Source organism: Ectopseudomonas composti (assembly GCF_900115475.1).
In the GTDB taxonomy this organism is placed as follows: Bacteria; Pseudomonadota; Gammaproteobacteria; order Pseudomonadales; family Pseudomonadaceae; genus Aquipseudomonas; species Aquipseudomonas composti.
Map to the genome: position 1 here is coordinate 327,781 of NZ_FOWP01000001.1, position 25,446 is coordinate 353,226.

At 64.5% G+C, this 25,446-nt stretch carries 20 protein-coding genes; 9 read left to right on the top strand and 11 right to left on the bottom strand.

Annotated features, from left to right (window positions below; all coding sequences use genetic code 11):
• Position 1: 1 nt before the first annotated feature.
• The 5 genes from BM059_RS01505 (at position 2) to BM059_RS01525 (ending at position 4,623) form a co-directional block, all read left to right on the top strand.
• Positions 2-1,000, top strand: a complete 999-nt coding sequence (locus BM059_RS01505) for a TRAP transporter substrate-binding protein (RefSeq protein ID WP_037002591.1) — start codon at positions 2-4, stop codon at positions 998-1,000.
• A gap of 88 nt (positions 1,001-1,088) precedes the next feature.
• Positions 1,089-1,892 (top strand): carbon-nitrogen hydrolase family protein, encoded by an 804-nt coding sequence (locus BM059_RS01510; RefSeq protein ID WP_074936233.1) that lies wholly within the window; start codon positions 1,089-1,091, stop codon positions 1,890-1,892.
• A gap of 10 nt (positions 1,893-1,902) precedes the next feature.
• Entirely contained in the window at positions 1,903-2,691 is a 789-nt protein-coding gene (locus BM059_RS01515) for an HpcH/HpaI aldolase family protein (RefSeq protein WP_074936235.1), read from the top strand.
• Between the two features lie 193 nt (positions 2,692-2,884).
• Positions 2,885-3,334: a DMT family transporter gene (locus tag BM059_RS01520; RefSeq protein WP_037002586.1), complete on the top strand. Its 450-nt coding sequence runs from the start codon at positions 2,885-2,887 to the stop codon at positions 3,332-3,334.
• 161 nt (positions 3,335-3,495) lie between these two features.
• Positions 3,496-4,623 (top strand): GGDEF domain-containing protein, encoded by a 1,128-nt coding sequence (locus tag BM059_RS01525; protein WP_074936237.1) that lies wholly within the window; start codon positions 3,496-3,498, stop codon positions 4,621-4,623.
• A gap of 110 nt (positions 4,624-4,733) precedes the next feature.
• Here the strand turns inward: BM059_RS01525 and BM059_RS01530 are convergent, their stop codons facing one another.
• The 4 genes from BM059_RS01530 to BM059_RS01545 form a co-directional block, all read right to left on the bottom strand.
• Positions 4,734-6,665, bottom strand: a complete 1,932-nt coding sequence (locus BM059_RS01530) for a methyl-accepting chemotaxis protein (protein ID WP_074936239.1) — start codon at positions 6,663-6,665, stop codon at positions 4,734-4,736.
• 201 nt (positions 6,666-6,866) lie between these two features.
• Entirely contained in the window at positions 6,867-9,191 is a 2,325-nt protein-coding gene (pbpC, locus tag BM059_RS01535) for a peptidoglycan glycosyltransferase PbpC (protein ID WP_074936790.1), read from the bottom strand.
• A 72-nt stretch (positions 9,192-9,263) separates the two neighbouring features.
• Entirely contained in the window at positions 9,264-9,794 is a 531-nt protein-coding gene (locus BM059_RS01540; protein ID WP_074936241.1) for an REP-associated tyrosine transposase, read from the bottom strand.
• 86 nt (positions 9,795-9,880) lie between these two features.
• Positions 9,881-14,791, bottom strand: coding sequence for an alpha-2-macroglobulin family protein (locus BM059_RS01545; protein ID WP_074936243.1), 4,911 nt, complete (start codon positions 14,789-14,791; stop codon positions 9,881-9,883).
• 146 nt (positions 14,792-14,937) lie between these two features.
• Between BM059_RS01545 and BM059_RS01550 the strand changes: the two genes are divergently transcribed.
• From BM059_RS01550 to BM059_RS01560, 3 genes are read left to right on the top strand one after another with little or no spacing between them, the layout of a single operon-like run.
• Positions 14,938-16,284: an MATE family efflux transporter gene (locus BM059_RS01550; protein WP_074936244.1), complete on the top strand. Its 1,347-nt coding sequence runs from the start codon at positions 14,938-14,940 to the stop codon at positions 16,282-16,284.
• A gap of 15 nt (positions 16,285-16,299) precedes the next feature.
• The gene (locus BM059_RS01555) at positions 16,300-17,337 is read left to right on the top strand and encodes a GGDEF domain-containing protein (RefSeq protein WP_074936246.1); all 1,038 of its coding nucleotides are present in this window, start codon (positions 16,300-16,302) and stop codon (positions 17,335-17,337) included.
• A gap of 12 nt (positions 17,338-17,349) precedes the next feature.
• Positions 17,350-17,811, top strand: a complete 462-nt coding sequence (locus BM059_RS01560) for a DUF2214 family protein (RefSeq protein ID WP_074936248.1) — start codon at positions 17,350-17,352, stop codon at positions 17,809-17,811.
• A 4-nt stretch (positions 17,812-17,815) separates the two neighbouring features.
• Here the strand turns inward: BM059_RS01560 and BM059_RS01565 are convergent, their stop codons facing one another.
• Genes BM059_RS01565 through BM059_RS01575 form a run of 3 tightly spaced genes read right to left on the bottom strand, consistent with a single transcriptional unit; the run spans position 17,816 to position 19,309 of the window.
• On the bottom strand, positions 17,816-18,247 hold the full coding sequence (locus tag BM059_RS01565; RefSeq protein ID WP_074936250.1) for a carboxymuconolactone decarboxylase family protein: 432 nt from the start codon (positions 18,245-18,247) through the stop codon (positions 17,816-17,818).
• Positions 18,244-18,867 carry an FMN-dependent NADH-azoreductase gene (locus BM059_RS01570; RefSeq protein ID WP_074936252.1) on the bottom strand — a complete coding sequence of 208 codons (624 nt, stop codon included), beginning with the start codon at positions 18,865-18,867 and terminating at the stop codon, positions 18,244-18,246. Before BM059_RS01570 ends, BM059_RS01565 begins: the two co-directional genes overlap by 4 nt.
• A gap of 1 nt (position 18,868) precedes the next feature.
• Positions 18,869-19,309: a GNAT family N-acetyltransferase gene (locus BM059_RS01575; protein ID WP_074936253.1), complete on the bottom strand. Its 441-nt coding sequence runs from the start codon at positions 19,307-19,309 to the stop codon at positions 18,869-18,871.
• Positions 19,310-19,399: 90 nt separating this feature from the next.
• Here BM059_RS01575 and pdxR point away from each other — a divergent pair, with 90 nt between their 5' ends.
• Positions 19,400-20,812: a MocR-like pyridoxine biosynthesis transcription factor PdxR gene (gene pdxR, locus BM059_RS01580; RefSeq protein WP_074936255.1), complete on the top strand. Its 1,413-nt coding sequence runs from the start codon at positions 19,400-19,402 to the stop codon at positions 20,810-20,812.
• Between the two features lie 3 nt (positions 20,813-20,815).
• Here pdxR and speA read toward each other — a convergent pair whose 3' ends face one another.
• From speA to BM059_RS01600, 4 genes are all read right to left on the bottom strand, one after another.
• Positions 20,816-22,729: an arginine decarboxylase gene (gene speA, locus BM059_RS01585; RefSeq protein ID WP_074936257.1), complete on the bottom strand. Its 1,914-nt coding sequence runs from the start codon at positions 22,727-22,729 to the stop codon at positions 20,816-20,818.
• A 121-nt stretch (positions 22,730-22,850) separates the two neighbouring features.
• The gene (locus tag BM059_RS01590) at positions 22,851-23,222 is read right to left on the bottom strand and encodes a translation initiation factor Sui1 (RefSeq protein ID WP_074936259.1); all 372 of its coding nucleotides are present in this window, start codon (positions 23,220-23,222) and stop codon (positions 22,851-22,853) included.
• A 412-nt stretch (positions 23,223-23,634) separates the two neighbouring features.
• Entirely contained in the window at positions 23,635-24,186 is a 552-nt protein-coding gene (locus tag BM059_RS01595) for an NUDIX hydrolase (RefSeq protein WP_074936261.1), read from the bottom strand.
• Positions 24,186-25,247, bottom strand: coding sequence for a DUF2333 family protein (locus BM059_RS01600; protein WP_074936263.1), 1,062 nt, complete (start codon positions 25,245-25,247; stop codon positions 24,186-24,188). Before BM059_RS01600 ends, BM059_RS01595 begins: the two co-directional genes overlap by 1 nt.
• Positions 25,248-25,446 lie beyond the last annotated feature (199 nt).

Below are 25,446 nucleotides of genomic sequence, written 5' to 3' on the forward strand. Positions count from 1 at the left end.
CATGAAAAAGCAACTGACGCTCCTCGCTACCCTGCTGCTCGCCAGCAGCATGACCTTCGCCACCGAGTACAACGCACGCACCATCAAGTTCGCCGCCACCAGCCCCAAGGGCACACCACCGGCCATCGGCATGGAGCTATTCGCCGAGAAGGTCGCCGAGCGCAGTGGCGGCAAGATCAAGGTGCGTACCTTCCCCAACGGCGTGCTGGGTGGTGACGTGCAGGTGCTGTCATCGCTGCAGGGCGGCTTGATCGAGATGATGACTTGGAACGCGGGTCTGATGCTCAACCATGTCACTGACTTCGGCATTCTCGACTTCCCCTTCCTATACACCGATACCGCCAAAGTCGACGCCATGCTCGACGGTGAGGTAGGCAAGATGCTGACCGATCAGTTGCCACAGCAGAATCTGGTCGGCCTGGCCTTCTGGGAATTGGGGGTGCGCAACCTGACCAACAACAAGCGCCCCGTGACCAAGCTCGAAGACATCGCTGGACTGAAGATCCGCGCCCAGCAATCACCGCTGTTCCTTGATGTGTGGCGCGAGCTCGGCGCCAACCCGACGCCGCTGCCATTCACCGAAGTGCACACGGCGCTTGAGACCGGCACCGTCGACGGCCAGGAAAACCCAGCAGCGCTGATTCTCGCCTCCAAGTTCAACGAGGTGCAGAAGTACCTGAGCCTGACTCGCCACAACTACAACCCGCAGATCGTTCTGATCGGCAAGGGTTTCTGGGACACGCTCAACGAAGACGAGAAAAAGTTGCTCACCGACGTCGCTATGGAGGTGCGCCTGGAGCAGCGTCGCATCTCCCGTGAAGCCGATAGCAAGGCCATCGCCCAACTGGAAGCCGCCGGCATGCAGGTCAACGAGGTGCCGGTGGCGGAGATCACTCGTATCCAGGCAAAGATCAAGCCGGTAGTGGACAAGTACGCCGCCCAGATCAACCCGGAGCTGGTGAAGAAAGTCTACGAGGCCATGGACGTCCCCCAGCAATGATGCCGTGTGGGGCCTCTTCAGGCCCCCTGAAATGCCTAAACAACCGGCGCGTCTGATCCGGCACGCCCAGCACATCCATGAGGACACCATGAAGATTTCGGTTGCGCAGATTCACCCCATAGCGGGCAACCCGACCCAGACCATCGAGAAAGTTGCCGAGACATCGCGCCAGGCGGCCAGCGAAGGCTCGCGACTGATCGCCTTTCCCGAGTGCCTGCTCACTGGCGGCTCGTTCGACAGCCGCGAAGAACTCGAGCGCGGCGCCATCGAGATCGAAGCGCTGGCCCCCCTGCTAGCCGTCAGCGCCGAGACCGGCATCTACATCATCGCCGGTTTCTATGAACGCTTGCCGGATGCGATCTTCAACACTGCGGCGCTAATCGGCCCGAAAGGTATCGTCGGCCTGCATCGCAAGCGCCACCTGCCGTTCATGATCGGCGACCGTTTCACCGACACCCCGGATGAATGGACGCCGCCGGTATTCGACACCGACATCGGTCGCATCGGTATGGCCATCTGCTACGAGATTCGCTTCCCGGAAGTGGTGCGCACACTGGCTCTCGAAGGCGCCGATATCGTCGTCCTGCCTGCAGCCTGGCCAGAGCAGGCGCGCATGCTGCCGGATCTCTTCAGCACCGTGCGCGCGGCGGAGAACATCGTCTATTTCGTCGCGCCTAACCGCAACGACATGGACGGCGGCATGCAATTCATCGGCATGAGCCACATCATCGAACCTTCCGGCAAGACGCTGGTGCGTGCCGGCCTGGAAGATGGTGTGTACAGCGCCGAGATCGACATCGAGAAGGCACGCAACAAATCGCTGATCCGTGAACCCGGCGTGTTCGAAGTGCACCCGTTCAAGGATCGCCTACCCGATACCTACCGCATCTAAGGCGCCAGCTATGAAAGACACACTGAAACAACGGATGGCGTGCGGCACCACCTACGGTATGAACATCTACGGCACCGCCTCGATGCCGATCGAAGTCGCCGGCAACTGGGGGCTGGATTTCGTCTTCATCGACGCCGAGCACACCTCACTCGGCATCGACCGCGACATGGAGAAACTAGTCCTGGCGGCCCACTACGCCAAGATCCACAGCCTGGTGCGGGTGCGCGGCACGCTCGATTGGGACATCCGCAAGGCCCTGGAAATGGGTGCCAGCGGTGTGATCATTCCGCAGGTGCACAACGCCGAACAGATGCGCAGCATCATCCGCAGCAGCAAGTTCCCGCCCATGGGCCGCCGAGGTGGCGACAGCTCAGTACGCTCGGCCCAATACGCCGGGCCGAACTTCGACTGGAGCACCTACATCCAGACGGAGAACGAACGCACCGTGATCGTGCCGATGGCCGAGAGCTACGAGTTCTTCGACAACATCGACGCCATTCTCGATGTCGAGGGTATCGACGCCGTGCACTTCGGTCCGGCCGACTACTCGCTGTCACGCCAGTTGCCGGTGGATTACCGCCTGGGCAACCCCGAGGTGCGCGAGCGCCTGGAGCTGCTGATCGAGAAATGCCACGCCCGTGGCATTCAGGTCATGGTGCCCTGCTTCCCTGCAGACAGCGAAACCGCCATACGCCTGATCGAGATGGGCAGCGACATGCTTTTGATGGGGAGTGACCTGTCGTGGCTAAACCAGGCCGGACAGCGCATCTCCACCGTCCGCCAGGAGATCGGGCAGTAGAAACCTGCCTGCCAGTGCCACGGGGTTTCAGGTTCAGCCCTGACAGAGCACTTGCAGGAAAGGGGTTCGCACGGAGGCGGAACCATAAAGCTTTGCGGGGCAAGGATGCTCTGCGTTTGCCATTCCTCTGGTAGAGATGTCGGCAACGAGGCTGCTACCCTCCCTCCGCTTTTCCTTCTGCGGAGCTCTACCCATGAATCCAATCAGCGGCTGGCTGCTGGCCCTGCCCTTTCTCGCAGGCGCTGTGCTGCCTCTGCAGGCCGGTATCAACGGCCAACTCGCCCGCCAGCTGTCCAGCGTCTTCGCCGCGGCGCTGATCTCCTTCGCCGTCGGCAGCTTGGCGTTGTTGCTGATGACCCTGAGCCAGCGCGAAATGCCGGGGCTCGGCGCACTCAAGGAGCTGACCTGGTGGCACTGGAGCGGCGGCCTGCTCGGCGCCTTCTTCATCGCCACGGCGGCCTTCGCCGGGCCGAGGGTCGGAGCGCTACTGTTCATGGTGCTGGTGATCGCCGGGCAGTTGGCCATGGCCATCACCCTCGATCATTTCGGCTGGGCGGGCTTTCGCGAGTCGCCCATCACCTTCGGCAAAGTCGCAGGCCTGTTGTTGATCGTCGCCGGCATCTGGATGATTCGTCGCGGCTGACGGGCGGCTACAAATACTGGCCAATGGACACTCTGACGCTCACAAAAAGGCGCTATGCTCGGACATGCAGTTTCTGTGATCACAAAAAAGCCTCCTGGAGAAGGTTCTGACGTCGCCTGCGACGGCCCGGAGGTGGCCGCCAGCGGTGGCAGGCCAAAACGATGACCGACGCCGAAGTACCGCGCCAGCTCAATACATTCGCCTTGTGGCGTGAAGTGGATGACACCCGCATCCGCACTCGCCTGGGTGGCTTTTTCTACCTGCTTGCCTGGCTGCTGACCTGGGCCTTCAGCACAGCGCCAGACAGCCTGGTGTTCAGTGGGGTGTTGGGCTGCACCCTTTTCGCTACGCTGCTGGCGGCGCGCCTGCTGCATCGCCCTGACGGCATCGAAAGCCCCGAACAGTTGCAGCGCTGGCTCGACCGCCACTGGGGCCTGATCCTCCTGACCTCGCTGTGCTGGGGCCAGGCCCATGCGCTGGCGGTTTACAGCGACGCCTACAACGACTCGGAGATGATCGCCACCCTGGCCACGGTCGCCTTCGCCACGGCGATGACCTTCAACTTCGCCATGCGCCGCGGCCGCGCCCTTCTGGCGCTGGCCCTGATCTACCTGCCAGGCCTGATAGTGATGGCGCTGAACTGGCAGCAGAAGCACGCGATGCTGATCACTCTGACGTTCTATCTCAGCTACCTGATTCTGGTACTGGGGCGTAACCATCGCGAGTACCGCGCCACCCTCGACCTGGAGCTCAAGCTGCTGGAGCAGCAAAGCCAGTTGGATCTGCTCAGCCGCACCGACAGCCTGACCCAGCTGGGCAACCGCTATCAGTTCAACAGCCTGTTCCCCAGCCTGGTGGCCAATGCGGTACGCCAGGGCGAACCGCTGTCGCTGGTGCTGATGGATATCGATTTCTTCAAGAAGGTCAACGACGAGCATGGCCATGCCGGTGGCGATGCCTGCCTGAGCGCCTTCGCCGAACGCATGCGCACGGTGTTTCGCCGCGATGCCGACGCACTGCTGCGCCTGGGTGGCGAGGAGTTCGGTGTGCTGCTGCCGGGTACCACGCTGGCCCAAGCCTGGGACCTGGCCGAGCACTTTCGCCAGGAGCTAGAGGCGCAAGGCCTGCTGCTAGCCGATCAGCGCCTGGACCTGACCACCAGCCTGGGCGTCGGCTGCTTCAGCAGTCGCCATGATGGCGACGCCGAAGCCTTCTTCAAGCGCGTGGATGGCGCGCTCTACCGCGCCAAACGCGAGGGCCGCAATCGTCTGGTTGCGGCCGATCACTGAGGCGCGGCGGATTCAAGATCACGCGCATCTCGCGGGCCGCCCAGGCTGCACGCACCAGCGCTTAGGCGGCGATAAGCGCCGCGCACGGCTCCTTACAAACACCATTACGACTAGAGACGGAACTTGCCCATCTGCCCGGCCAGATCATCGGCCAGTCGGCTCAGGGTCTGGCAATCCTCACGACAGGCACGCACCTCACCGGCCGTGGCGTGGGCCAGGTCGGCGATGCCCTGCACATTGCGGTTGATCTCCTCGGTCACCGAACTCTGCTCTTCGGTCGCCGAAGCCACTTGAGTGTTCATGTCGCTGATACGCTCGATCTGCTCGGTAATCGCGCCGAGCGACTGCCCGGTGCGCTGACTGGATTCGACGCCAGTGCCGGTGGCCGACTGCCCCGCGTGCATGGAGCTGACGGCCGTTTCCGCGCCCTGTTTGAGGCGTTGAATCATTTGCTGGATCTCGTCCGTCGACGCCTGGGTACGGCTGGCCAGCGTGCGCACCTCATCGGCGACCACGGCGAAGCCGCGGCCCATCTCCCCGGCGCGCGCGGCCTCGATGGCCGCGTTGAGCGCCAGCAGGTTGGTCTGCTCGGAGATACCGCGAATCACTGCCAGCACCTGGTCGATGGAAGCAACCTGCTCGGCCAGCTCGGTCACCGCTCCGGCCGCGCTGCCAATATCGGCAGACATGCGTTCTATGTGGGCGATGGACTGGCCCACCACCTGGCGCGCCGTTTGCGCCTCTTCGCGCGCACTGCGCGAGGACTGCGCGGCGTTGCTGGCGTTACGCGCGATCTCCTGCACGGTCAGGCCCATCTCGTGCACGGCGGTGGCCACCATATCGGTCATTTCCTGCTGTTGGCCGGCGCGCCCTGCGGTGTTTTCCACCACCCGCGCTACCTGAACGACCGCCGTACGTAGCCGCTCACTGGTGGCCAGCACATCGCCGATCAGGTCGCGCTGGCTGGCAAGAAAACGGTTGAACCCGCGTGCCAGGTCGCCCAACTCGTCGGCACGCGACTCATCCAGACGCCGCGTCAGGTCACCACCACCGCCACCGATTTCCACCAGCGCCTGGGTCACCTGACGAATCGGCCGCACCAGGCCGCGGGCCAGCAGTACCACCAGGCCGAGGAACAATAGCGCCACGGCCACACCGATGAGGCTGGTCACCAGCAGCGCCTGGCGGGCCTCGGCGTAGACTTCCGCCTCGGGCACCTCGCTGACCAACAGCCAGTCGATGCTGGCGAACTTCTGCGCGACGGCGAGAAAGGTTTCGCCGTCGCGCTCGAACCTTACCGCCCGGCTATCGCCTGACAGTACCTGGCGGCTGGCGTCGGCGCCGAAGAGTTCGGCGAGCTTGCCGCTGCCACTCAGCTCCGAACGCGGGTGGACCTTGACGTTACCCTGGCCGTCGACGAGAAACACCTGACCGCGCTCGCCGAAGCGGAACTCGCTGATCATCTTCGACATGTCCGCCAGGTTGTAGCCAAGCCCGGCCACACCCAGTGTCTTGCCGCCCTGCTTGATGCGTTGGTTGATGAACAGGGTGGGCAGCCGGGTGGTCTTGTCGATATCGATTTCCAGCACCCGGTCGCGGTCACTGTCGACCAGACGATAGAACCACTGGTTCTCCGTCTGGCTGCGGTCGAGGGTGCGCATCAAGCCTTCGCCGGTGGTGTAGTTGCCACTGACCAGGGCGACGATAGAGGTGGTCATGGCGTTCTGCTGGGCGCGTACGCCTTCCAGGTAGCGCGCGAAGTCGCTACGCCGCGCCTCCTCCTCGCCAGCGGCCAGCCAGTCCTGCACCAGGCTGTTTTCGGCAATCGAGGCGTTGGCGGTAATGGGGGCAGTCAGCACCCGCTCCAGGTCGTTGCGGATCGCCAGTACGCGCGCCGGCAGCGCTTCTTCGATCAGATAGCGTTCGGTCAGGCGATTGACCACCGCCGAGTAGATGCCGACGACGATCAGAATGCTGGCCAGCAGGGCGGCGCCCATGCTGAGGATCAATTGCCACTGAATACTGCGTTGCCAGAGGCGCATGGAGGCTTCTCCCGCTGGTGGTTTGGAATTGGCCAGGCAATTGGATACAAAAATGTACACAAATTGCAAATAAGTTACCGCCAGATTTCATATCGGCTAGCCAGGGCCAAGCTTTATTCACTCTAGTCAGGATTATTCGCTGCCATGATCAGACGCTCAGGCCAGAGCGGCCGGCGCCCGAAGGCAGTCAGGTGATTGGCCTCAGGGCCCTACGCTGAATTCCAGACGGGCGGTCTGACCGCCCTCATCGAGCACGCTCAGTTGATGCCTGCCGCTGTCGAACGCGTGGGTGAAGGGTGCGTCAAGCGCACTCTCACCCAGGGGGCGGCCATCGAGAAACCACCAGCGCTGACCACTTCCGCCCAGCGCCGACAGGCTGAGGCGCAGCGGCTCATGATTGCCCTGTGGTCGGCGCAGGCGATCGCCGTCGCGTACACCGACGATGGACAGCGGCGCCACCTGATTGCTGCGCGGTGGCGGACAGCTCGGTTCGACGCTCGGCAAGCGCGCGCTACGCCGCTCGCGACGCGGTAGCCAGGGCTCCAGCGGCGCCGGCCACAAGGCCAGCTCGCGCTCCTCGGCGCCGAGACAACCGGGACCAACGCGACGCCCTTCGGCATTGACCCAATAGCGCTCGCGCAAACCGCTACCCAGCGGCTGATCGGCTGCCAGCAGCGTGGGCGGCGTGGTGCCTTCGAGCGTCCAGGCAAAGCGCAGGCGCCGACAGTTGGGATCGTCCTTGCTCATCGGCTGCCCCAGCGGCCAACAGATAGCCGCCACGCCCACCTCGGCAGGTTGCGGATCGGGCGGTGCGGCAATGCCGCGCTGGCTGTCGCGATTGACCAGCAGATCGTGGACCTGCAACAGCAGCGGCGCGGCGGAAGCCAGGCCGAACTGGCCCGGCACCGGGGTACCGTCCGGGCGGCCGATCCAGATGCCGATCAAATGGCGCGGACCGACGCCGATGGCCCAAGCGTCGCGAAAGCCATAGCTGGTGCCGGTCTTCCAGGCCAGGGTCGGACGCTGCGCCAGGTAGGCGCGCGGGTCACGATCGGGGCGCGCCTGGCCGCTGAGAATGCGCCTGATGATCCACGCTGAGCCGGGTGACAGCAGCCGCCGCTCGCGCAGCTCATCGCTCGGCTGCAGGCGCGGTTTGGCCGCCATACCGCTACGCGCGAACGCGCTGTAACCCGCCACCAGCGACTCCAGGCGCGAGCCGCCGCCACCCAGAATCAGCGCCAGGTTTGGCTCGGCCAGCGCCGGCAGGCGAATCGGCACACCGGCGCTGCGCAATTCGCCGGCAAAACGCTTCGGCCCGTAGGCTTCGAGTAACTGCACAGCCGGAAGATTGAGCGAGGTGGCCAGCGCCTCGCTGGCCGACACCGGGCCGATGAAGCCGGCGGCGAAGTTGCCGGGCCGGTAGTCGCCATAGTGCCGGGGCACGTCCTGCAGCAGCGACTCGGAATGGATCAGGCCGGCATCCAGGGCCATGCCGTAGAGAAAGGGTTTCAACGTCGAGCCAGGCGAGCGCAGGGCGCGCACCATGTCGACATGACCGAAGCGCGCGGTGTCGGCGATATCCACCGAGCCGATGTAGGCGCGCACGGCCATGCTCTCGTGCTCGACCACCAGGATCGCCGCCGAGGTGCGCTCCGGCAGACGTGCCCGCCAGCCCAGCAACAGGTCTTCCAGGCGCAGTTGCAAGCCAGCATCGAGGGTGGTGCGGATCAGCGGTGGGCTGCCAGCACGGTTCAGGCGGCGCGCCAACAAGGGCGCCAGGCTGGGCTCACGGCGCGGCGCGAGAAACACCGGCTCCTCCAGGGCTTCATCCACCTGGGCCTGCGGCCACACCTGAAATTCGCCCAGGCGTCGCAGTACCTTGTCACGCGCGGCCTGGGCGCGCTCGGGATGGCGGTCCGGGCGCAACCGGCTGGGCGCCTGCGGCAACACCGCGAGCAACGCGGCATCGGCACGGGTCAGTTGGCTCGGCGGCTTGCCCAGGTAACTCCAGCTGGCCGCTGCCACGCCCTCAAGGGTGCCACCGAAAGGCGCACGATTGAGGTACAGGGTGAGAATTTCGTCCTTGGACAGGTGCCACTCCAGCTGCGCGGTCCGCCACAGCTGCTTGAGCTTGCCGGGCAGGTCACGCCCATGCGGATCGAGCAGCCGCGCTACCTGCATCGACAGCGTGCTACCACCGGACACCACACGCCCGCCCGTGAGGTTCTGCCAGGCCGCACGCCCCAGCGCCAGCGGGTTGACCCCGGGATGCTGGCGAAACCAGCGGTCCTCGTAGGTCAGCAGCGCTTCCAGGTAATAGGGCGAGACCTCGCCCGGCGTCACCGGGTAGCGCCAGACACCGTCACGATCGGCGAAGCGCCACAACGGCGTGCCGTCCTCGGCCAACACCACGCGGGCCAGGTCGTCTTCGGGTAAAGGCAGCGGGAACAGGCGGTCGGCTAGCCAGAGCAGGGTCAGGGGAAGCAGGAGGATAAGGAGCCAATGCCGCCAGCGTTTGAATGGCATGGTCAGCACAAGCCCCCGGATTGCATCCGGGCTACAGATCCCGCGTAGCCCGGATGCAATCCGGGGAATACCTCATTCACCAGCATCTTCGATCCCGACGCCTGCTCCGCCGGCCCAGTCGATGGGTAACAAGTCTCGACGCACATAGTGATGAAAGCTGGAAAACGGCCAATCCTGCACCCGAGTGACCAGACCATGCTTGAGCGGGTTGATATGGATGTAATCCACATGATGGCGGTAATCCTGCTCGTCACGGATCAGATGTTCCCAGAAACGTCGCTGCCAGATGTTGGCTTCACCCTTGGCGTTGGTGTGCACGTTTACGCCAGACTGCTGGCGCAACGCGGCGACGAATGCGCTCTTGAATTTACGAACCCGCGCGGAGAAGTCTGCGTCACCGCTCGGTAATACCATCAACATGTGCAAATGATCTGGCAGCACGACCAGAGCGGGAAGGCGACAAGGCATCTGCGTTTGAACTTTTAGCAGGCACTGGCGAAGTTGCGTTACGTAGCGGACCAACAAATCGCTGGACCTGTCTTGCAGCGTCAGGGTCAGGAAATAACAACCACCTGTCGCCCTGGCTCTTCGATAAGCGACCATGATCGGGCCTCCGTGCCGACCGAACAAAGCCCCCGGATTTCATCCGGGCTACGAGATCTGTAGCCCGGATGAAATCTGGAGCCGATCTAACGCCCCCTAACCACCAACGATGACGGCGCACTCCCCAGTGCCTGCCAGCTCGGCCGGTACATGGACTCGACCTGAGGTGGCGGTACGCGATAGCTGCCTGGCGTTACCGCGCGGGCCAGGTAGAGCAGGTGGGTGGTGCCATACTCATCTACGTCCACGGCAGCCACATAGCGGTCACCACGGTATTCCTGGTGTTTGATCCGCGCGTTCTGCATGGAGCGGCGCCATTCCTTGACGTTGCTGCCCGCGTCATCGAGGCTCGCCGCGCTCTGCGCCAGGTTCTGGTTCTCCAGCTCCAGGCCGGCCGGCAGCAGGTCGACGACCAGAGCGTCCGGCACACGCTGCTTGGCGCGCACGGCCAGGTGCACCAGCACCAGCTCGCCGCTGTCCAGGCGCTGCAGATCGAGCGGGCGGCCATCCATGCCGAGGTACTCGCGCTCGATGCTGAGGTTCACACCACCAGCACGCGGCGCCTGGCTCGGGTAACCGGACAGGGTCAGCTGCTGATACAGCGTGGCGCTACCGGCGTTGCTCACGCTCAGCGGTTCGGCCAGCTCCGCACGCTCGAGTTTGATGCCGGGCTGCTGGTTGCTCAGGTCGAACTGGAAGGCGCCGCTGGCCAGTTTGGCGCTCCAGGCCTGCTCCGGCTTGCCGAGAATGCCGCGACCGGCGAGGAATAGCGAGTTGCGCTCCTGGGTCGACAGCCAACGCTGACCAGCCAGCTCGTCTGCCAGATTGAACAAACGCTGCTCGCGCTGGCCGGCAGCCAGATCATGCTCTTCCAGCAGAGCAAGAATTAGCGCCTGGTCACGCAGCGGGCTGCCGTAATCGGCCATCCAGCGTTCGCTATCGCGCTGTTGGATCAAGCCCTGATTCAACGCCTGCTCGGCACGCGGCGCATCGCCCATCAGCTTCAATGCGGCGGCCAGTTGCACCAGCGGCAGACCGGAACGCGCATCGCTGCGGCGGTCGAACAGGCTGCGCAGCGCGCCCAGCGGTGCCTGCTGGCTGCGCGCCAGCACGTAGCCGGCGTAGGCCTGCACGGCGAAGCGGGTGTGAGCGAAGTCCTGGCTGTAGCTGGCCTCGATCAGGCTGCTCTGCTGCAGGTAGCGCAGCAGGCGGTCGTTGGCCTTTTTCAGTGCCTCTGGCGGTACACCGAAGCCCTGCTCGCGAGCACGCAGGAGGAAGTCGGTGACGTAGGCGGTGAGCCAGTATTCCTCTTCACTCTCGGCGCTCCACAGGCCGAAGCCGCCGTTATGCCGCTGCATGCCGAGCAGACGCTCGATACCCAGTTCGATGCTCTTGCGCCGCTGCTCGTCCGGCTCGCCTTCCAGGCCAAGACGTTTGAGACTCGCGGCGTCGGCGTAGAGCGACGGGTACAGACCACTGGTGGTCTGCTCCAGGCAGCCGTAGGGGTACGCCTTGAGTGCACGAATCTGTTCACCGAGGTTGAGCGGCGGCCGGCTCGACAGGGCCAACACGGCCTCCAGCCCGGCAGGTTCGAACTGGTTGAGGGTGCCAGCCGGCATGCTCCACGGCTCGCCCTCACCCAGTACTGCGCGGAAATGCTGCAGCTGCGCCGGATACGCCGGACGAATGCCTAGTTTCCACTCGCGGCTGAAGTCAGCCAGATCCTCGTTCGGCAATGCCAGGCCCTGCACCTCGACATGGATACGACCCTGGCCCAGGCCACCTTCGGCGCGCACCGGAATGCGCAAGGTGGTGCGCTGCCCATCCTTCAGGCTGATCGGCGACTCACCCTTGCCGAGCAGGCGCAGCTGCCCCTCCACGCCCAATTGCACGTCGAGATTCTGCTCGCTGCCAGACAGGTTGGTCAGGTCCAGCGCCAGGGTGGTTTCGTCGCCACCGGCTAGGAAGCGCGGCATCGACAGTTCGGCGATCAGCGGCGCGGCCACCACCGTCTTGGCCTCGGCCATGCCGAAGCGCTCGCCGGTCCAGGCCTGCGCCATTAGACGCAGCTCGCCGTTGAAGTCGGGGATATCCAGGCTGACTTCACCCTCGCCCTTGTCGTTCAGCTTCAACGCATCGCTCTGCAACGCGACGATCAGCACGCTGGTATCCGGGCGTTTGCCACCGGCGGCGAGGCCGGCATCACCGCCGAAGGCCAGGCTGGCGACACGCCCCTGGGCCTCGATCAGTTGGCCGTAGATATCCAGCTGGTCAGCGCCATAGGCCTTGCGCCCGAAGAAGTTGGCGAAAGGATCGGGCGTGGCATAACTGGTGATATTGAGGATACCCACGTCTACTGCGGCGACCAGCACATGCACGCGCTCGGGAATGCTGCCATCGGCGTTGCGCGCGCTGACCTTGACCTTCAGCGGCTGCTTCGGACGCATCTTTTCCGGCGCTTCCAGGCTGACCGCCAGCTTGCGCGGGGCGCGTTCCAGCGGCAGGTGCAGCAGGCCAACGGCACGCTTGGGCGTGACCTGTGCCTTGCGCTCGCCAGGGCGAATCACCAGGGCGCTGAGATAGAGATCATGACGCGCCCATTTCTTGTCGATGGGCAGCTCAAAGGTCTTGCCCTCGGCCGGTACGCTGATTTCCTGCCACCACAGAGGGCCGTCGCTGGACTCGACCAGCAGGTAGCCGTTGCCCGCAGCCGGCGGGGTGACGGTGATCTTGGCCACCTCGCCAGCAGCGTAGGCAGGCTTGTCCAGCGCCAGCTTGACCTGGTCCGGGCGCACCGCGCCGCCGTCGGCGTTGTCCTGCCAGCGGTAGCCCGCCCAGAAGCGCATGCTGCTGACCAGGCCGGTTTGAGTGTCCACCACCTCGACCCGGTACGGCCCCCACTCCACCGGGAAGCTGACCTTGGCAGTGCCGCCGGCGGCGACCTTCAGCGGTTCGTCGCTGAGGGTGAGGAACTTCTCGTTGTAGTTGTGACGCCAGCCTTCACCGTCGGAGAAGCTCCAGAAGTAGTCGCGGCGCTCACGCACCAGGCGCACGTTGAGGTTATCGGCGGCCAGCTTGTTGCCAGCCGCGTCGGCCACGAGGATTTCGAATTCGGCCAGGCTGTCGGCATCGACTTCCTCACCATCGAACAGCCCACGCAGCCCCGGTAGGCGCTCGGCCGGCCATACCGGCTGGATGAGGCGGCGGGTGATCGGGCGGCCACCGGACTCCTGCAGGCTGGCCTGGAGAATCAGACGCAGCGGCGACTTGGCGTCACTCCAGCGATTTTCCGGGCGCAGCACGGCGCGGCCCTGGTCATCCAGATTCTGCTCGTCGAACTCCTGATCCTGGCTCAGGTCGGCCTCGGTGATGTCACCGAACTGATAGCCCGGCAGACTGGCCACTGCTTCGCGCAGCGGACGCACGTAGAGCTGCCCGGTCAGACGGTTGCCAGCGGCCGGCGCACCGTAGAGGTAGCGTCCGGTCACCGCGAACTCGGCGCTGTCGCCAGGCGCGTAGGGCTGCTCCTGGCCCTTGAGCTCCAGGGCCATACGTTCGGGCAGGAAGTCCTCGACGAGGAATTCGTAGAGCTGAGGGTTGCCGTCACCCAGGTCGAGCAACAGTTGCCAGCGACCGGTCGGGGCCTCTTCGGCGAGCGGCAGCTGATACTGATAGAGACCGTCATCACCGGCATTCCAGACGAACTTGCGGCTGATCTGCTCATCCGGGCGGCGTACCTCGACGCTGACTGGCTGAGCCTTGACCGGGCTGCCGTCGGCATCACGCAGCAGGCCGTTGAGCAGCACGGTCTCGCCGGGGCGATACAGGTCGCGCGGGCCGAACACGAAGAACTGCAGGGCATGTGCCTTCGGGCCGGTGATGTCGAATTCGGCCAGGTCCAGCGCCGGCGTGTTCAGGCGCAGCAGGCTGGTCTGCTCGTCCTGCTTGGCCACCAACACCTGGGCCTTTTCCGGCAACGGCAGTTGCGCATGGCCGGCCGAATCGGTCTTGCCTTCGGCGAGCAGAGCACCTTCGCCATCGAGCAACTCGAGCTGCACGCCGGACTGCGCCTTGCCGCCTTCCAGCGCCTGGGTGAATACGTCCAGTCGGTCGCGATAGCGATGCGCGGACAGGCCGATATCGCTCAGGGAAAACAGCGTCGCCGGTTGCGAGTAGCTGTAGCTGCCAGCTTCACGCATCACTGCCAGATAAACGCCTGGCTGCTTGAATGGCTCCAGGCCGGCGATGGGCAGCAGCAGAGTTTCGCGGGTATTGCGCGCCGGGTTGAGGTCGAAGCGCCCGCCATAGACCAGATCGGCCATCGGCAGCAGCTCGCGGGCTTCCCAGGTGTCCAGGTTGCTGGCCCGGCCCCAGCGGGACAGGAAGCGCGGCAGCGCCTCGGGCTTGATGCGGAAGAACTCGACGTTGACCTTGTCGACGTTCAGGGCGATCACCGGCAGGCCTTCGGCCAGTCGGGTCGGCAGCAGCGAGCCACGGCTGGCGAAACCGACGCTGGCCTGCAGGTCACGGGTTTCGAAGCGGCTGACGTGCTCTTTGGCGAGCTTGCCGCCATTGATCGATTTCAGGCCGGCATCGATGGTCAGCACCAGTTTGCGCTGCGGCTCCAGGTGGCGCAGGCGCAACTCGCTGAGGTTGTCGGTCAACTCCCAGGCGCCATCGACCTTGCCGGCCGTGCTGTCGACCAGGTGCAGGCGCTCAGCGAAGGGCTGGTCGGGGTCCAGCGGGATGGAGAAGGTCACCGATAGCGCACTGGCGCCGTCGAGCTGCACCTCGGAGACGTCGACCACCTCCAGCTCGCGAGCGGCATAGCGCTTGGCCAGCGCGTCGCGGTCGACCGCCGCCTTGGGCGCCTGCGCCTGTTGCGCAGCTGGTGCCGCGGGGGTCACCGTGGCAGGGGGTTCAGAAGAATCGCAGGCGCTGAGCAGGGTCAGGGGCAGCGTGAGTGCGAGGGCCAGAAGCAGTCCTTTGTTCGGCATTGCGGGCTCCGGAGAGTGGGGGCGCGAAGGCCGATACTATAGCCGAGAGGCCACTGCGCCGACGAGGCGAAGCGACGAAATCCGCCAAGCTGCGCACACTCCGCCCTGTGCCTATAATCGGCGCTTTGCTGGAACGGAAGCCCCCCATGTACGCCCTGTTCGAAGCCTGGCGCCATGCGCCGACCCAGAGAAAGGTCTGGGCCCTGGCCGCACCGATGATTCTCTCCAACCTGTCGGTGCCCATGGTGGCGCTGGTCGACACCGCCGTGATCGGCCACCTGCCACATGCGCATCAACTGGCGGCCGTGGCGGTGGGCGGTAGCCTCTATACCCTGCTGACCTGGGCCATGGGCTTTCTGCGCATGGGCAGTACCGGCTTCGCGGCCCAGGCCGCAGGGCGCGAGGACGGCAGCGCACTGCGCCAAGTGCTGGTGCAAGGGCTCGGGCTGGGTGTGTTCATGGCCTTGCTGCTGGGCCTGCTGGCACTGCCGTTGAGCGGTGCGGCGCTGAGCCTGATGCAACCCTCGGCCGAGCTGGACCAGCTGGCGCGCCAGTATTTTCAGATTCGCCTGTTCGGCCTGCCCGCCAGCCTGGCGACCTACGCCCTGATCGGCTGGCTGCTCGGCACGCAGAGCGCACGCGGCCCGCTGGCCATCCTGATGACCGCCAACCTGATCAACGTGGCGCTCGACCTGTTGTTCGTGCTCGGTCTCGAATGGGGCGTGGCCGGTGCGGCCTGGGCCTCGGTGATCGCCGAATGGAGCGGCACCCTGCTCGGCCTGTGGCTGGCTCGCGGCGCGCTGGCACGCTATCCCGGCCGCCTCGACAACAGCGCGCTGAAGCGCTGGAGCAACTGGCGTCCATTGCTGGCGGTCAACCGCGATATCTTCATCCGCACCCTGGCACTGCAACTGGTGTTCTTCCTGATCACGGTGAAAGGCACGCGCCTGGGCGATGCCACGGTGGCGGCCAATGCACTGCTGCTAAACGGCCTGACGCTGACCGCCTACGCCCTCGACGGCTTGGCGCATGCCGTCGAAGCCCTTTGTGGCCACGCGCTGGGCGCGCGTGATCGCGATGCGCTGCGCCGTTCGCTGCTGGTAGCCGGAAGCTGGTCGCTGTTGGCCAGCGCCGTTTTCGCGCTGTTCTTCCTGTTTGGCGGCCACTGGTTCGTTGGCATGCTCACCAACATCGCCGAAGTACGCGAACTGGCGCTGACCTTCCTGCCGTACCTGGCCGTGCTGCCGCTGCTGGCCGTGTGGAGCTATCTGCTCGACGGCCTGTTCATCGGCGCCACCCGCGCCCGCGAGATGCGCGACGCCATGCTCATCGCCCTGGCCCTGGCGCTGCCGCTGGCCTGGTGGCTGCAAAGCTTGGGCAATCACGGGCTGTGGTTGGCGTTTCTGGCATTCATGGGGCTGCGCAGCCTGGTGCTGGCTGTCTATGCTTGGCAACTGAGCCGTCGCGACCTGTGGTTCCCTTCCACTGTTTAAGGAGAGATCGCCCCCATGCTCGATGCCCCAAATCCCGTTGACGAGACGCTACGCCAACAGGCCCTCGATCGACTGGAACTGCTCGACACCCCTGCCGACCCTTACCTGGACACACTGACTCGTCTGGCGCACGACCTGTTCGGCGTCACGACGGCTCTGGTTACCCTGGTCGACCGCGATCGCCAGTGGTTCAAAAGCCGCCAGGGCCTCGACGTAGCGGAGACGCCACGCAGCCTCTCCTACTGCTCGCATGCCGTGATGCAGGACGAGCCCCTGTTCATCGAAGACAGCCACGTCGACGTGCGCTTCGCCGGTACCGAACTGGCCCTGCGCAATCCTGGCGCACGCTTCTACGCCGGCTGGCCGCTGCACGATGCCGAGGGTGTTCCCCTGGGCACCCTGTGTCTGGCCGATCCCAAGGCGCGCCAGCTGAGTGAACGGGAGAAATCCCAATTGCGCGACCTGGCCTACCTGGCCGAAGGCTACCTGCAACTGCAGCAGAACTCGCAGCAGCTCGATGACTTGCGTGACGCCCTCAGCCGCGAGCAGCGCAAGGGCATGCTCGATGCACTGACACAACTCTGGAACCGCGCCGGACTGCTGCACTTTCTGCCGCTGGAGCAGGCCGCGGCCGAGCGCAGCCAGCTGCGCCTGGGCCTGATCTATTGCGACCTGGATCATTTCAAGCGAGTCAACGATACCCATGGTCACGATGGCGGCGATCATGTGCTGTGGGAGAGCGCGCGACGCATGAGTGGCGCAGTGCGCCCGCAGGATGTGGTGACCCGTAATGGCGGCGAGGAATTCGTCATCCTCACCCGAGTTCACGATGAGCAGGAGCTGCTGCAGATTGCCGAGCGCATCCGCCTGGCCATCGCCAGCCAGCCCATGCAGCTGGAGCAGGCCCAACTGCAGCAGACCGCCAGCCTCGGCTGTGCCCTGCTGGGCCCCGACGAGAGCAGCGCGGATGCGCTCAAACGTGCCGATCAGGCGCTCTACCGGGCCAAGCATGGCGGCCGCAACCGCACCGAGTTCGCCCCCAGTCCCCACTGAGAGGAAGTACGTATGGCTGCCGCGTTCGTCGCCTATCTGCACTACCTGTCGATCTTCGCCCTGTTCGCCTTGCTCAGCATCGAACACGTGCTGTTCAAGGCGCCGCTGGATCTTTACCGCGCACGCAGCCTGATGATCACCGACCTGGCCTATGGCATCTGCGCCATTCTGGTGCTGGTCACCGGTATCGCCCGCGTGCTGTGGTTCGGCAAGGGTGCCGCCTACTACATGGGCAACAGCCTGTTCCATGCCAAGGTCGGGCTTTTCGTCCTGGTCGGCCTACTGTCGATCCTGCCCACGGTGGTGTTCATCAAATGGCGTAGCGCCGTGAAAGCTGGCCAGGTGCCCGAGCCAAGCGCTCGGCAGGTTCGCCTGGTGACCTGGAGCATTCGCCTGGAACTGTTGGCGTTGCTGGTCATTCCGCTGCTAGCCGCGCTGATGGCGCGCGGCTATGGCGTGATCGCGACGGGTTAGCGCATCAAAGACGCATGCCGATGGCCAACCGGTTCAACCCGCTCATCAGGGCCACGGCGATGGTCAGATCGGAGATTTCCCGGGGCGAGAAATGCGCCTCCAACGGCAGATAGTCATCATCGACGGCGTGGCTGCTGGCGACATCGCTCAGCGACTCGGCCCAGGCCAGTGCCGCCTGCTCCCGTGCATCGAAATGCCGACTCACGCGCCACCCAGCCAGGCTGTCCAGCTTGAGCTGAGACACACCCTCCCCACGCAGCGATTCACTGTGTTTCTCCAGGCAGTAGGCGCAGCCGTTGAGCTGCGACACACGCAGATAGAGCAGCTCCACCAGCGCCTTGCCCAGCGGACCGCGCTCCAGCGCTGCCTTGGTCGCGAGCAGGCCCTGCATCGCCTCGGCGGATAATTCGTAATAGGGCTGACGCAATGCGCTCATGACGCTTCTCCTTGAGGCGTGAGTTGGGGATTGAAAGCCAGTTGTTCGCGCGCCTGCGCCAGCATCGTTTCGGCGTGTTCCTGACCGCGCACCAGGCCCTGCAGGTGGATGAACTCCAGATCATGGATACCGATGGTGCTCAGTACATGGCGCAGGTAGGAGGTGAGGAAATCCGGCTGGCGTGCCTGCTCGCCGCGGTAGACACCGCCGGCGCTGACCACCACGAAGGTCGGTCGATCCGCCAGCAGCCCGACCTTGCCCGCCTCGGTAGCGGCAAAGCTGCGGCCGATACGTAGCACATAGTCGATCCACAGTTTTAGCGCGGCCGGCACGCTGAAGTTGTGCATCGGCGTGGCGATCACCAGGCAATCGCTGTTTTCCAGCTCCTGGATCAAACGCTCGGAGACTCCCAGCGCCGGATCATCGTTCGGCGCCAGCGCCACCAGCGCTCCGGCATAGTCCGCCGTTAGCGCCGGCAAGGGCTCGCCGGCCAGATCACGCTCAAGAAGCTGCGCCGCAGGATGACGCTGGCGCAAACGCTCGACCAGTTCCTGAGCCAGCCCGCTGGCTCGGCTCTGGCGACCATGGGGGCTGCAATGCAGCATGAGGATTCGTTGCATCTTAAAGTGCCTCGCGAAAGTGCATGCCCAGGCCCAGCAAGCCCTGACGGTAGTAGAAACGTTGCCCGCGCGCATTGCCCAGCGCGGTATCCAGTACCAGATTGACGCAGCCCAGCCGCCGCGCCTGTGCGCGTACCTCGCTCAGCAGACGCTCGCCGATGCCATGGCTGCGCTGATCCTCACGGGTCACCAGATCATCGACGTAGAAGAAGCGCCCGTGCAGCAGGTTCTCCTGCAGGCGGCAACCGGCCAGGCCCAGCACCTCGTCACCGGCACGCGCGGCCAGCAGGCAATAGCCCTGCTCGGCCTGGCGTTGCAGGCGCTGCAAAAAGTCATCGGCGTCGCTCAGGTGTGGGCGCAGAACACGCATCAGCGGGAAGCAGGCGCGTAACCCGTGCGGGTCGACGAGCCAGTCGTAACGACAATCAGTGGCGAGGGTCATGGCGGTTCTCCAGCGAAGATGCCGCTACTTTAGGCAGAGCATGGCATAGTCAACAGAGCCAAGACCTTGCCAATTGACTAGGACATAGCTATGCACAGCATTCGCCTCACGCCCGAGCGCGACCAGGCCACGCCGATCTACCTGCAGCTCTACCAGCGCCTGCGCGAGGCCATCGGCGAAGGCCGCCTGCAGCCCGGTGAGCGCGTGCCGTCGGTACGCGCGCTGGCCAGCGAGCTGAACCTGGCGCGCGGCACGGTGGAGGCAGCCTATCAGTTGCTGGTCGGCGAAGGTTATCTGCTGCCACGCGGCCCAGCCGGCACCGTAGTTTCGCCGCAACTACCCCACGCGCCGACGAGCGCGGCCATTGCGCCCCGCCCCCAGACACCATCACGCTCAGGCAGTGGCCCAGCCAGCGAGGCCTTGCCCTTTCAGCTCGGTCTGCCGGCGCTGGATGCCTTCCCACGCAAACTGTGGAGTCGGCTCGGCGCGCGTCACTTGCGCCAGTTGGCGCCCACTGATCTCGACTACCCGGACTCTCAGGGCCTGCCAGCCTTGCGCCGCAGTCTGGTGCGCTACCTGGGCGTGTCGCGTGGCATCGCCTGCGAACCGCAGCAGGTGTTCATCACCGCTGGCTATCGCAGTGCACTGCTGCTGATTCGTCGCGCGCTGCTGCAGGCGGGCGACGCCTGCTGGTTCGAAGACCCCGGCTACTTCAAGGCACGCGAAGTACTCGAAGGCGCCGACCTGCGACTCATCCCGCTGCCCGTGGATGAACAGGGCCTGCACGTGGACGAGGGCCAGCGACTCGCCGCCGATGCCCGCTGCGCACTGGTCACGCCCTCGCACCAGAGCCCGCTCGGCGTATCGCTGAGCCTGCCGAGGCGCCTGGCGCTGCTGGAGTGGGCGCAGGCCAGCCAGGCGTGGATCGTCGAAGACGATTACGACAGCGAATACCGCTACGTCGGTCGACCACTACCGGCGCTGAAAAGCCTCGATCACCACGGCCGCGTGCTGTACTGCGGCACCTTTAGCAAAGTGCTGTTCCCCGGCGTGCGCCTCGCCTACCTGGTGGTGCCACCGGCGCAGGTGGAACGCTTCACCGCCTGCGCGCGCACCTTCGATCATGGCTGCCCCGCACTGGCGCAGGCCATCACCGCGGACTTTCTCGATCAGGGCCACTTCGCCCGTCACCTCAAACGCATGCGCGCGCTCTATGCGCAGCGTCGAGGCTTTCTGGCTGCGGCGCTGGAGGTGGTATTCGGTTCGCGTTTGCAGGTGGAGCTGCAGGCCGGCGGCATTCACCTGCTGGCGCGGCTCGACGAGTCAGAAAATGACGTCGACCTGGCGGCCCGCGCACAAGGCGCGGGGCTGGTTGTAATGGCGTTGTCGCAGTGGGCACGCCAGCATCCGTGTGGCAGCGGGCTGCTGCTGGGCTTCACCAATATCGCCAGCGCCGAGCAGGCGTTGCACCTGGCTCGGCGGTTGGCGACGGCGATCAGCTGAGGATCAGGACGCCAGGTAGGACGAGCGCGTCAGGCCCAAACGCAACGCATCGAGGAACTGCGTGCGCTCACGTGCGCTGATCTTGGCGCTGGCGACCTTGTCACGGTAGTGGGTCATCAACTCCTCGGGGGACAGATGCACGTAGCGCAACATGTCCTCGATGGTGTCGTGGGTCTCGATGCCGGCATGCACCACGCTGCCATCGGCGCCCTGGTAGATGTTCACCGAGTCGGTGTCACCGAACAGGTTGTGCATGTCGCCGAGAATTTCCTGGTAAGCACCGACCAGGAAGATGCCAAGCACATAGTCCTCGCCTTCGCGAAGCTCGTGCACCGGCAGGCTGGTCTCGATGGACTGCTCGTCGACGTACTGGCGGATCTTGCCGTCGGAGTCGCAGGTCAGGTCCTGCAGCACCGCGCGGCGCAGCGGCTCCTCGTCCAGACGCGACAGCGGCAGGATTGGCAGGATCTGCCCGATGGCCCAGGTGTCCGGCAGGCTCTGGAACACCGAGAAGTTGCAGATGTACTTGTCGGCAAGTTTGTCGTTGAGCTCGTCGAGCACCGCGCGGTGCGAGCGCTGACGCGCCTTGAGCTGGTTGTGCAGGCGACGACAGATGGCGAAGTAGCACTGCTCGGCCAGCGCCTTCTGCGCCAGGCTCAGTTTGCCGGACGAGTACTGAGCCGCTACTTCCTCGATGTAGTGGGTGGCGCGCCAGTAGGTTTCGGCGACCATTTCCGGGTCGCTGTCGTCGAGCAGCTCGATCAGTACCTGGAGGATTTCCGGTTGTTCGATGCTGGCGTCGATCTCCGGCACCTTGTCGTTGTGCCGCTCGACATCGGTGACCTGCACCAGCAGCACGGCATGGTGCGCGGTCATCGCCCGGCCGCTCTCGGAGAAGATGTGCGGATGAGGGATTTCCTGGCGGTCGCAGAATTCCTTGAGCATGTCGACCACAGCGTCGGCGTAGTCCTGCATGTCGTAGTTGATCGAGCTGGCATTGCGCGAATGAGTGCCGTCGTAGTCCACGCCGAGGCCGCCGCCGACGTCGATGTGATCGACCGGCAGGCCCATAGCACGCAGCTCTCCGTAGTAGCGGATGGCCTCGCGGAAACCCTTGCGGTAGTCGGCGATGTTGGCGATCTGCGAACCCATATGGAAATGCAAGAGCCGGATGCCCTGATCCAACCCGGCCGCGCGGAAGCGCTCGACCACCGAAAGGATCTGCGCGGCGGACAGACCGAACTTGGATTTCTCGCCGCCGGTGTCGGCCCACTTGCTCGATGCCAGCGAGGACAGGCGTACGCGCAGGCCGATCTGCGGCGCGACCTTGAGCTCGGCCGCCTCCTCGATCACCAGGGCGACTTCCGATTCCTTCTCGATGACGATGAACACGTTGTGGCCGAGCTTCTGCCCCATCAGCGCCAGACGGATGAACTCGCGGTCCTTGTAGCCGTTGCAGACGATGGTGCCGCCCTTCGGCGCCAGCGCCAGCACCGCCAGCAACTCGGGCTTGGAACCGGCTTCGAGGCCGATGGAAACGTTCTGCGTGGCGATGATGTTCTCGATCACCGCTTCCTGCTGATTGACCTTGATCGGGTACAGCGCGGTGTAGCGGCTCTGGTATTCCAGGCGCTCGATACTGGCATCGAAGGCGCCGGTCAGGCGGCGCACGCGGTCTTGCAGGATATCCGGGAAGCGCACCAGCAACGGTAGCGACAGGCCGCTCTGACGCAGCTCGTCGACCTGCTGATAAAGATCGATGGGCTGGCTGTCCGGTCCATTGGGGCGCACTTCGATACGCCCGGCATCGTTGATCGAAAAGTAACCGGCGCCCCAATGGCGAATGCCATAGACACTGCGGCTATCGGCTACGGTCCATTGGCTGCCGTCGTCTTTGCGGGTGCGTCGTGCGGACATCGGGTTCTCCCATGAGAAAAGCCTGACCTTGCTGGCGGCCAGTTTAGAAATGATGAAAGCAAGATGACGTTTGCTCGGCGGTTGACCGTATGAGCGTCATCGAAGTTTAGAAAAGGACTTATCAGCCGCCAGACTTCTTCGCAGTAAACCCACGCTTGCTCAGCTCGGCCAACAACAGATCGACGTGATCGCCCTGGATCTCGATCACCCCGTCCTTGACCGCGCCACCAGTGCCACAGCGCTTCTTCAGCGCGCTGGCCAGCTCCTTGAGCGGCTCTTCGGCCAACGGCACACCGCTGACGGTGGTGACGGTCTTGCCGCCACGACCCTTGGTTTCACGGCGCACACGGGCAATACCATCGCCTTCGGGAATCTGCGTCTGTTTGCAGATACAGGCATCCACGGGCGCGTTGCAGTCCGGGCAATGGCGACCGCCATCGGTGGAATAGACGAGACCGCTAAGGGCGGAGAATGAAGAGGCTTTCTTGACCACCGGCTTGTCCTCGTAGGGGTCAGGATAGCGACTGGCTGAACAGGTTCAGCCGCGAAGCCCCACTCAGGCAGGGGCAGCGCAGGCGGACTGGCGTCCGCCAAAAGGCCGCGCAGTTTAACGGCAAAGGCCGGGCTTGCTAAGACCAAATTTGCGTCATTGTGCGGCACTTTGGCGACGCTGTTCGCTATCAGACACAGCATGCTCGCAATGCCTTACGCCATAGGGTGCGCCGTGCGCACCGCCTTTGCATCTGATACGAAGCTTCGGTGCGCACAGCGCACCCTACAAGATCGACGAACCACGGGAGCCGATACAACCACCCTCTCCCGCCCTTCGGGCACCCTCGGCTTGGGCATCCTGCGTCGCTCTAACTCCTGCATCCCTGCAGTCGTCTCCCATAAATGGGATAGGGTTATCGGGAGGCCGCAAGCGGCTTGTTCATATAGCGCTCCAGCGCCGCCAGCGAATCCGGGCAATAGGGCAAACGGTGGGTTTCCTCCAGCGCCTGCTCGATGCTGATGAAGCGCGCCTCCAGCACTTCTTCCGGCTGCAACACCAGTGGTGCGTCGGATACCGCCGAATAGGCCATGCACCACAGGCGGCTTTCCGGGGCGTCATAAAGGAAGTGCGCATGCTCGACCAACTCGGCATCGACGACGCCCAGCTCCTCGGCCAGCTCGCGCTCTGCAGACAGGCGGTAGCCCTCGCCTTCAAGCACCATGCCGCCGGCCGCCACGTCCCAGTAGCCGGGATACAGCGCCTTGCTCAGGGTGCGCCGGTGCACGCACAGCAGTCCGGCAGTGTTGAACAACAGGATGTAGGTGCCGCGCCCGATCAGCCTGCGCTCGCGCAGCTCGGCGCGGGAAACGCCACCCAGCGGCTGATCATGCTCATCGACCCAGGCCACCAACTCCTGATCGGAGGCGGCGCGATGCGCCACCTCCGCTGCCGAAATCCCGGCCATCAACCCTGGCTCAGCAACTGGCGCAGGTCGATCAGGCCAGCGTTGGCACGGGAGATGTAGTTGGCCATCACCAGCGAGTGGTTGGCGAGAATGCCGTAGCCGCTGCCGTTGAGGATCATCGGGCTCCACAAGGTGGCCTGCGCCGCCTCCAGCTCACGGATGATCTGGCGCACGCTGACGGTGGCGTTCTTCTTCGCCAGCACGTCGGCGAAGTCCACCTCTACCGCGCGCAGCAGGTGCGCCAGCGCCCAGGCCTGGCCGCGCGCTTCGTAAAACACGTTGTCGATCTGCAACCACGGCGTCTCGTATACGCCGCCCTCACCCACCACACCGGACTCTTCGGCGTCGTTGCCGACCTGCAGGTTCTCGCTCAGGCGCACCTGGCCAACGCTGGCCGACAAACGCTGCGACAGCGAACCGAGGCGCGTACCGGCATCGCCGAGCCAGTTGTTCAGGTTATCGGCACGAGCATAGAACTGTGCATTCTTCTGCCCCGTATCGGAGAGGCGCGCCAGGTAGCGATCCAGCGACTTGATACCGTCGCGATACTCGGACTCGGACGCAGGCAAAGCCCAGCTCTTGTTATCGAAGTGAAAGCGCGGTTCAGCCTTGGCCAGGTCCGGATCTTCGGTGGATTGCGACTGCGAGCGGGCGAAATCCTTGCGCAGCGCGCGGGAGAAATCACGCACCTGCACCAGCACGCCGTATTCCCAGCTCGGCATGTTGTCCAGCCACAGGCCCGGCGGAGCGAGGTCGTTGGACAGGTAGCCGCCCGGTTTGTCGAGCAGCGTGCTGGCAACCTGCTTGAGGGTTTCCACCGTGGTGTAACCGGTAACCATCTGCCGCTGGGCCTGCTGCGCCGCGCTCTGAGCATGCTGCTGTACCTGGAACGCAGACGGCTCCTGACTCCAGTACCAACCGACCACCAGGGCGATCAGCAGATAGACACCGATCAGGCCGCCCAGAGATCGAGCGATCAGGCTGCCGCTACTGCGGCTGCCCCCTGAGGCCTTATCGGTGCTGCCCTGCGAGTTCGTCGAACGATTCTTCCAGTCCAGCATGACAGTGTCCCTTTTTAAGCGAATTCGAGTGTTCGACCACAACCTGGCCAACGGGTTGCGACCTATTCCGCACTATAAGGCAAGCCCACTGCAAAACGCAGGGCGCAGGCGCAAACTTACCGCTGGTACGAGAAATCTATGTTTCTGTCGCTTATTCGACAGAAATACGGCCGTCAATTGATCGACGGCAATGCCAGCG

Bases quoted from the DNA above. Each gene is read 5' to 3' on its own strand.
- BM059_RS01505 (WP_037002591.1), top strand. From the start codon at position 2: ATGAAAAAGCAACTGACGCTCCTCGCTACCCTGCTGCTCGCCAGCAGC.
- BM059_RS01510 (WP_074936233.1), top strand. From the start codon at position 1,089: ATGAAGATTTCGGTTGCGCAGATTCACCCCATAGCGGGCAACCCGACC.
- BM059_RS01515 (WP_074936235.1), top strand. From the start codon at position 1,903: ATGAAAGACACACTGAAACAACGGATGGCGTGCGGCACCACCTACGGT.
- BM059_RS01520 (WP_037002586.1), top strand. From the start codon at position 2,885: ATGAATCCAATCAGCGGCTGGCTGCTGGCCCTGCCCTTTCTCGCAGGC.
- BM059_RS01525 (WP_074936237.1), top strand. From the start codon at position 3,496: ATGACCGACGCCGAAGTACCGCGCCAGCTCAATACATTCGCCTTGTGG.
- BM059_RS01530 (WP_074936239.1), bottom strand. From the start codon at position 6,665: ATGCGCCTCTGGCAACGCAGTATTCAGTGGCAATTGATCCTCAGCATG.
- pbpC (WP_074936790.1), bottom strand. From the start codon at position 9,191: ATGCCATTCAAACGCTGGCGGCATTGGCTCCTTATCCTCCTGCTTCCC.
- BM059_RS01540 (WP_074936241.1), bottom strand. From the start codon at position 9,794: ATGGTCGCTTATCGAAGAGCCAGGGCGACAGGTGGTTGTTATTTCCTG.
- BM059_RS01545 (WP_074936243.1), bottom strand. From the start codon at position 14,791: ATGCCGAACAAAGGACTGCTTCTGGCCCTCGCACTCACGCTGCCCCTG.
- BM059_RS01550 (WP_074936244.1), top strand. From the start codon at position 14,938: ATGTACGCCCTGTTCGAAGCCTGGCGCCATGCGCCGACCCAGAGAAAG.
- BM059_RS01555 (WP_074936246.1), top strand. From the start codon at position 16,300: ATGCTCGATGCCCCAAATCCCGTTGACGAGACGCTACGCCAACAGGCC.
- BM059_RS01560 (WP_074936248.1), top strand. From the start codon at position 17,350: ATGGCTGCCGCGTTCGTCGCCTATCTGCACTACCTGTCGATCTTCGCC.
- BM059_RS01565 (WP_074936250.1), bottom strand. From the start codon at position 18,247: ATGAGCGCATTGCGTCAGCCCTATTACGAATTATCCGCCGAGGCGATG.
- BM059_RS01570 (WP_074936252.1), bottom strand. From the start codon at position 18,867: ATGCAACGAATCCTCATGCTGCATTGCAGCCCCCATGGTCGCCAGAGC.
- BM059_RS01575 (WP_074936253.1), bottom strand. From the start codon at position 19,309: ATGACCCTCGCCACTGATTGTCGTTACGACTGGCTCGTCGACCCGCAC.
- pdxR (WP_074936255.1), top strand. From the start codon at position 19,400: ATGCACAGCATTCGCCTCACGCCCGAGCGCGACCAGGCCACGCCGATC.
- speA (WP_074936257.1), bottom strand. From the start codon at position 22,729: ATGTCCGCACGACGCACCCGCAAAGACGACGGCAGCCAATGGACCGTA.
- BM059_RS01595 (WP_074936261.1), bottom strand. From the start codon at position 24,186: ATGGCCGGGATTTCGGCAGCGGAGGTGGCGCATCGCGCCGCCTCCGAT.
- BM059_RS01600 (WP_074936263.1), bottom strand. From the start codon at position 25,247: ATGCTGGACTGGAAGAATCGTTCGACGAACTCGCAGGGCAGCACCGAT.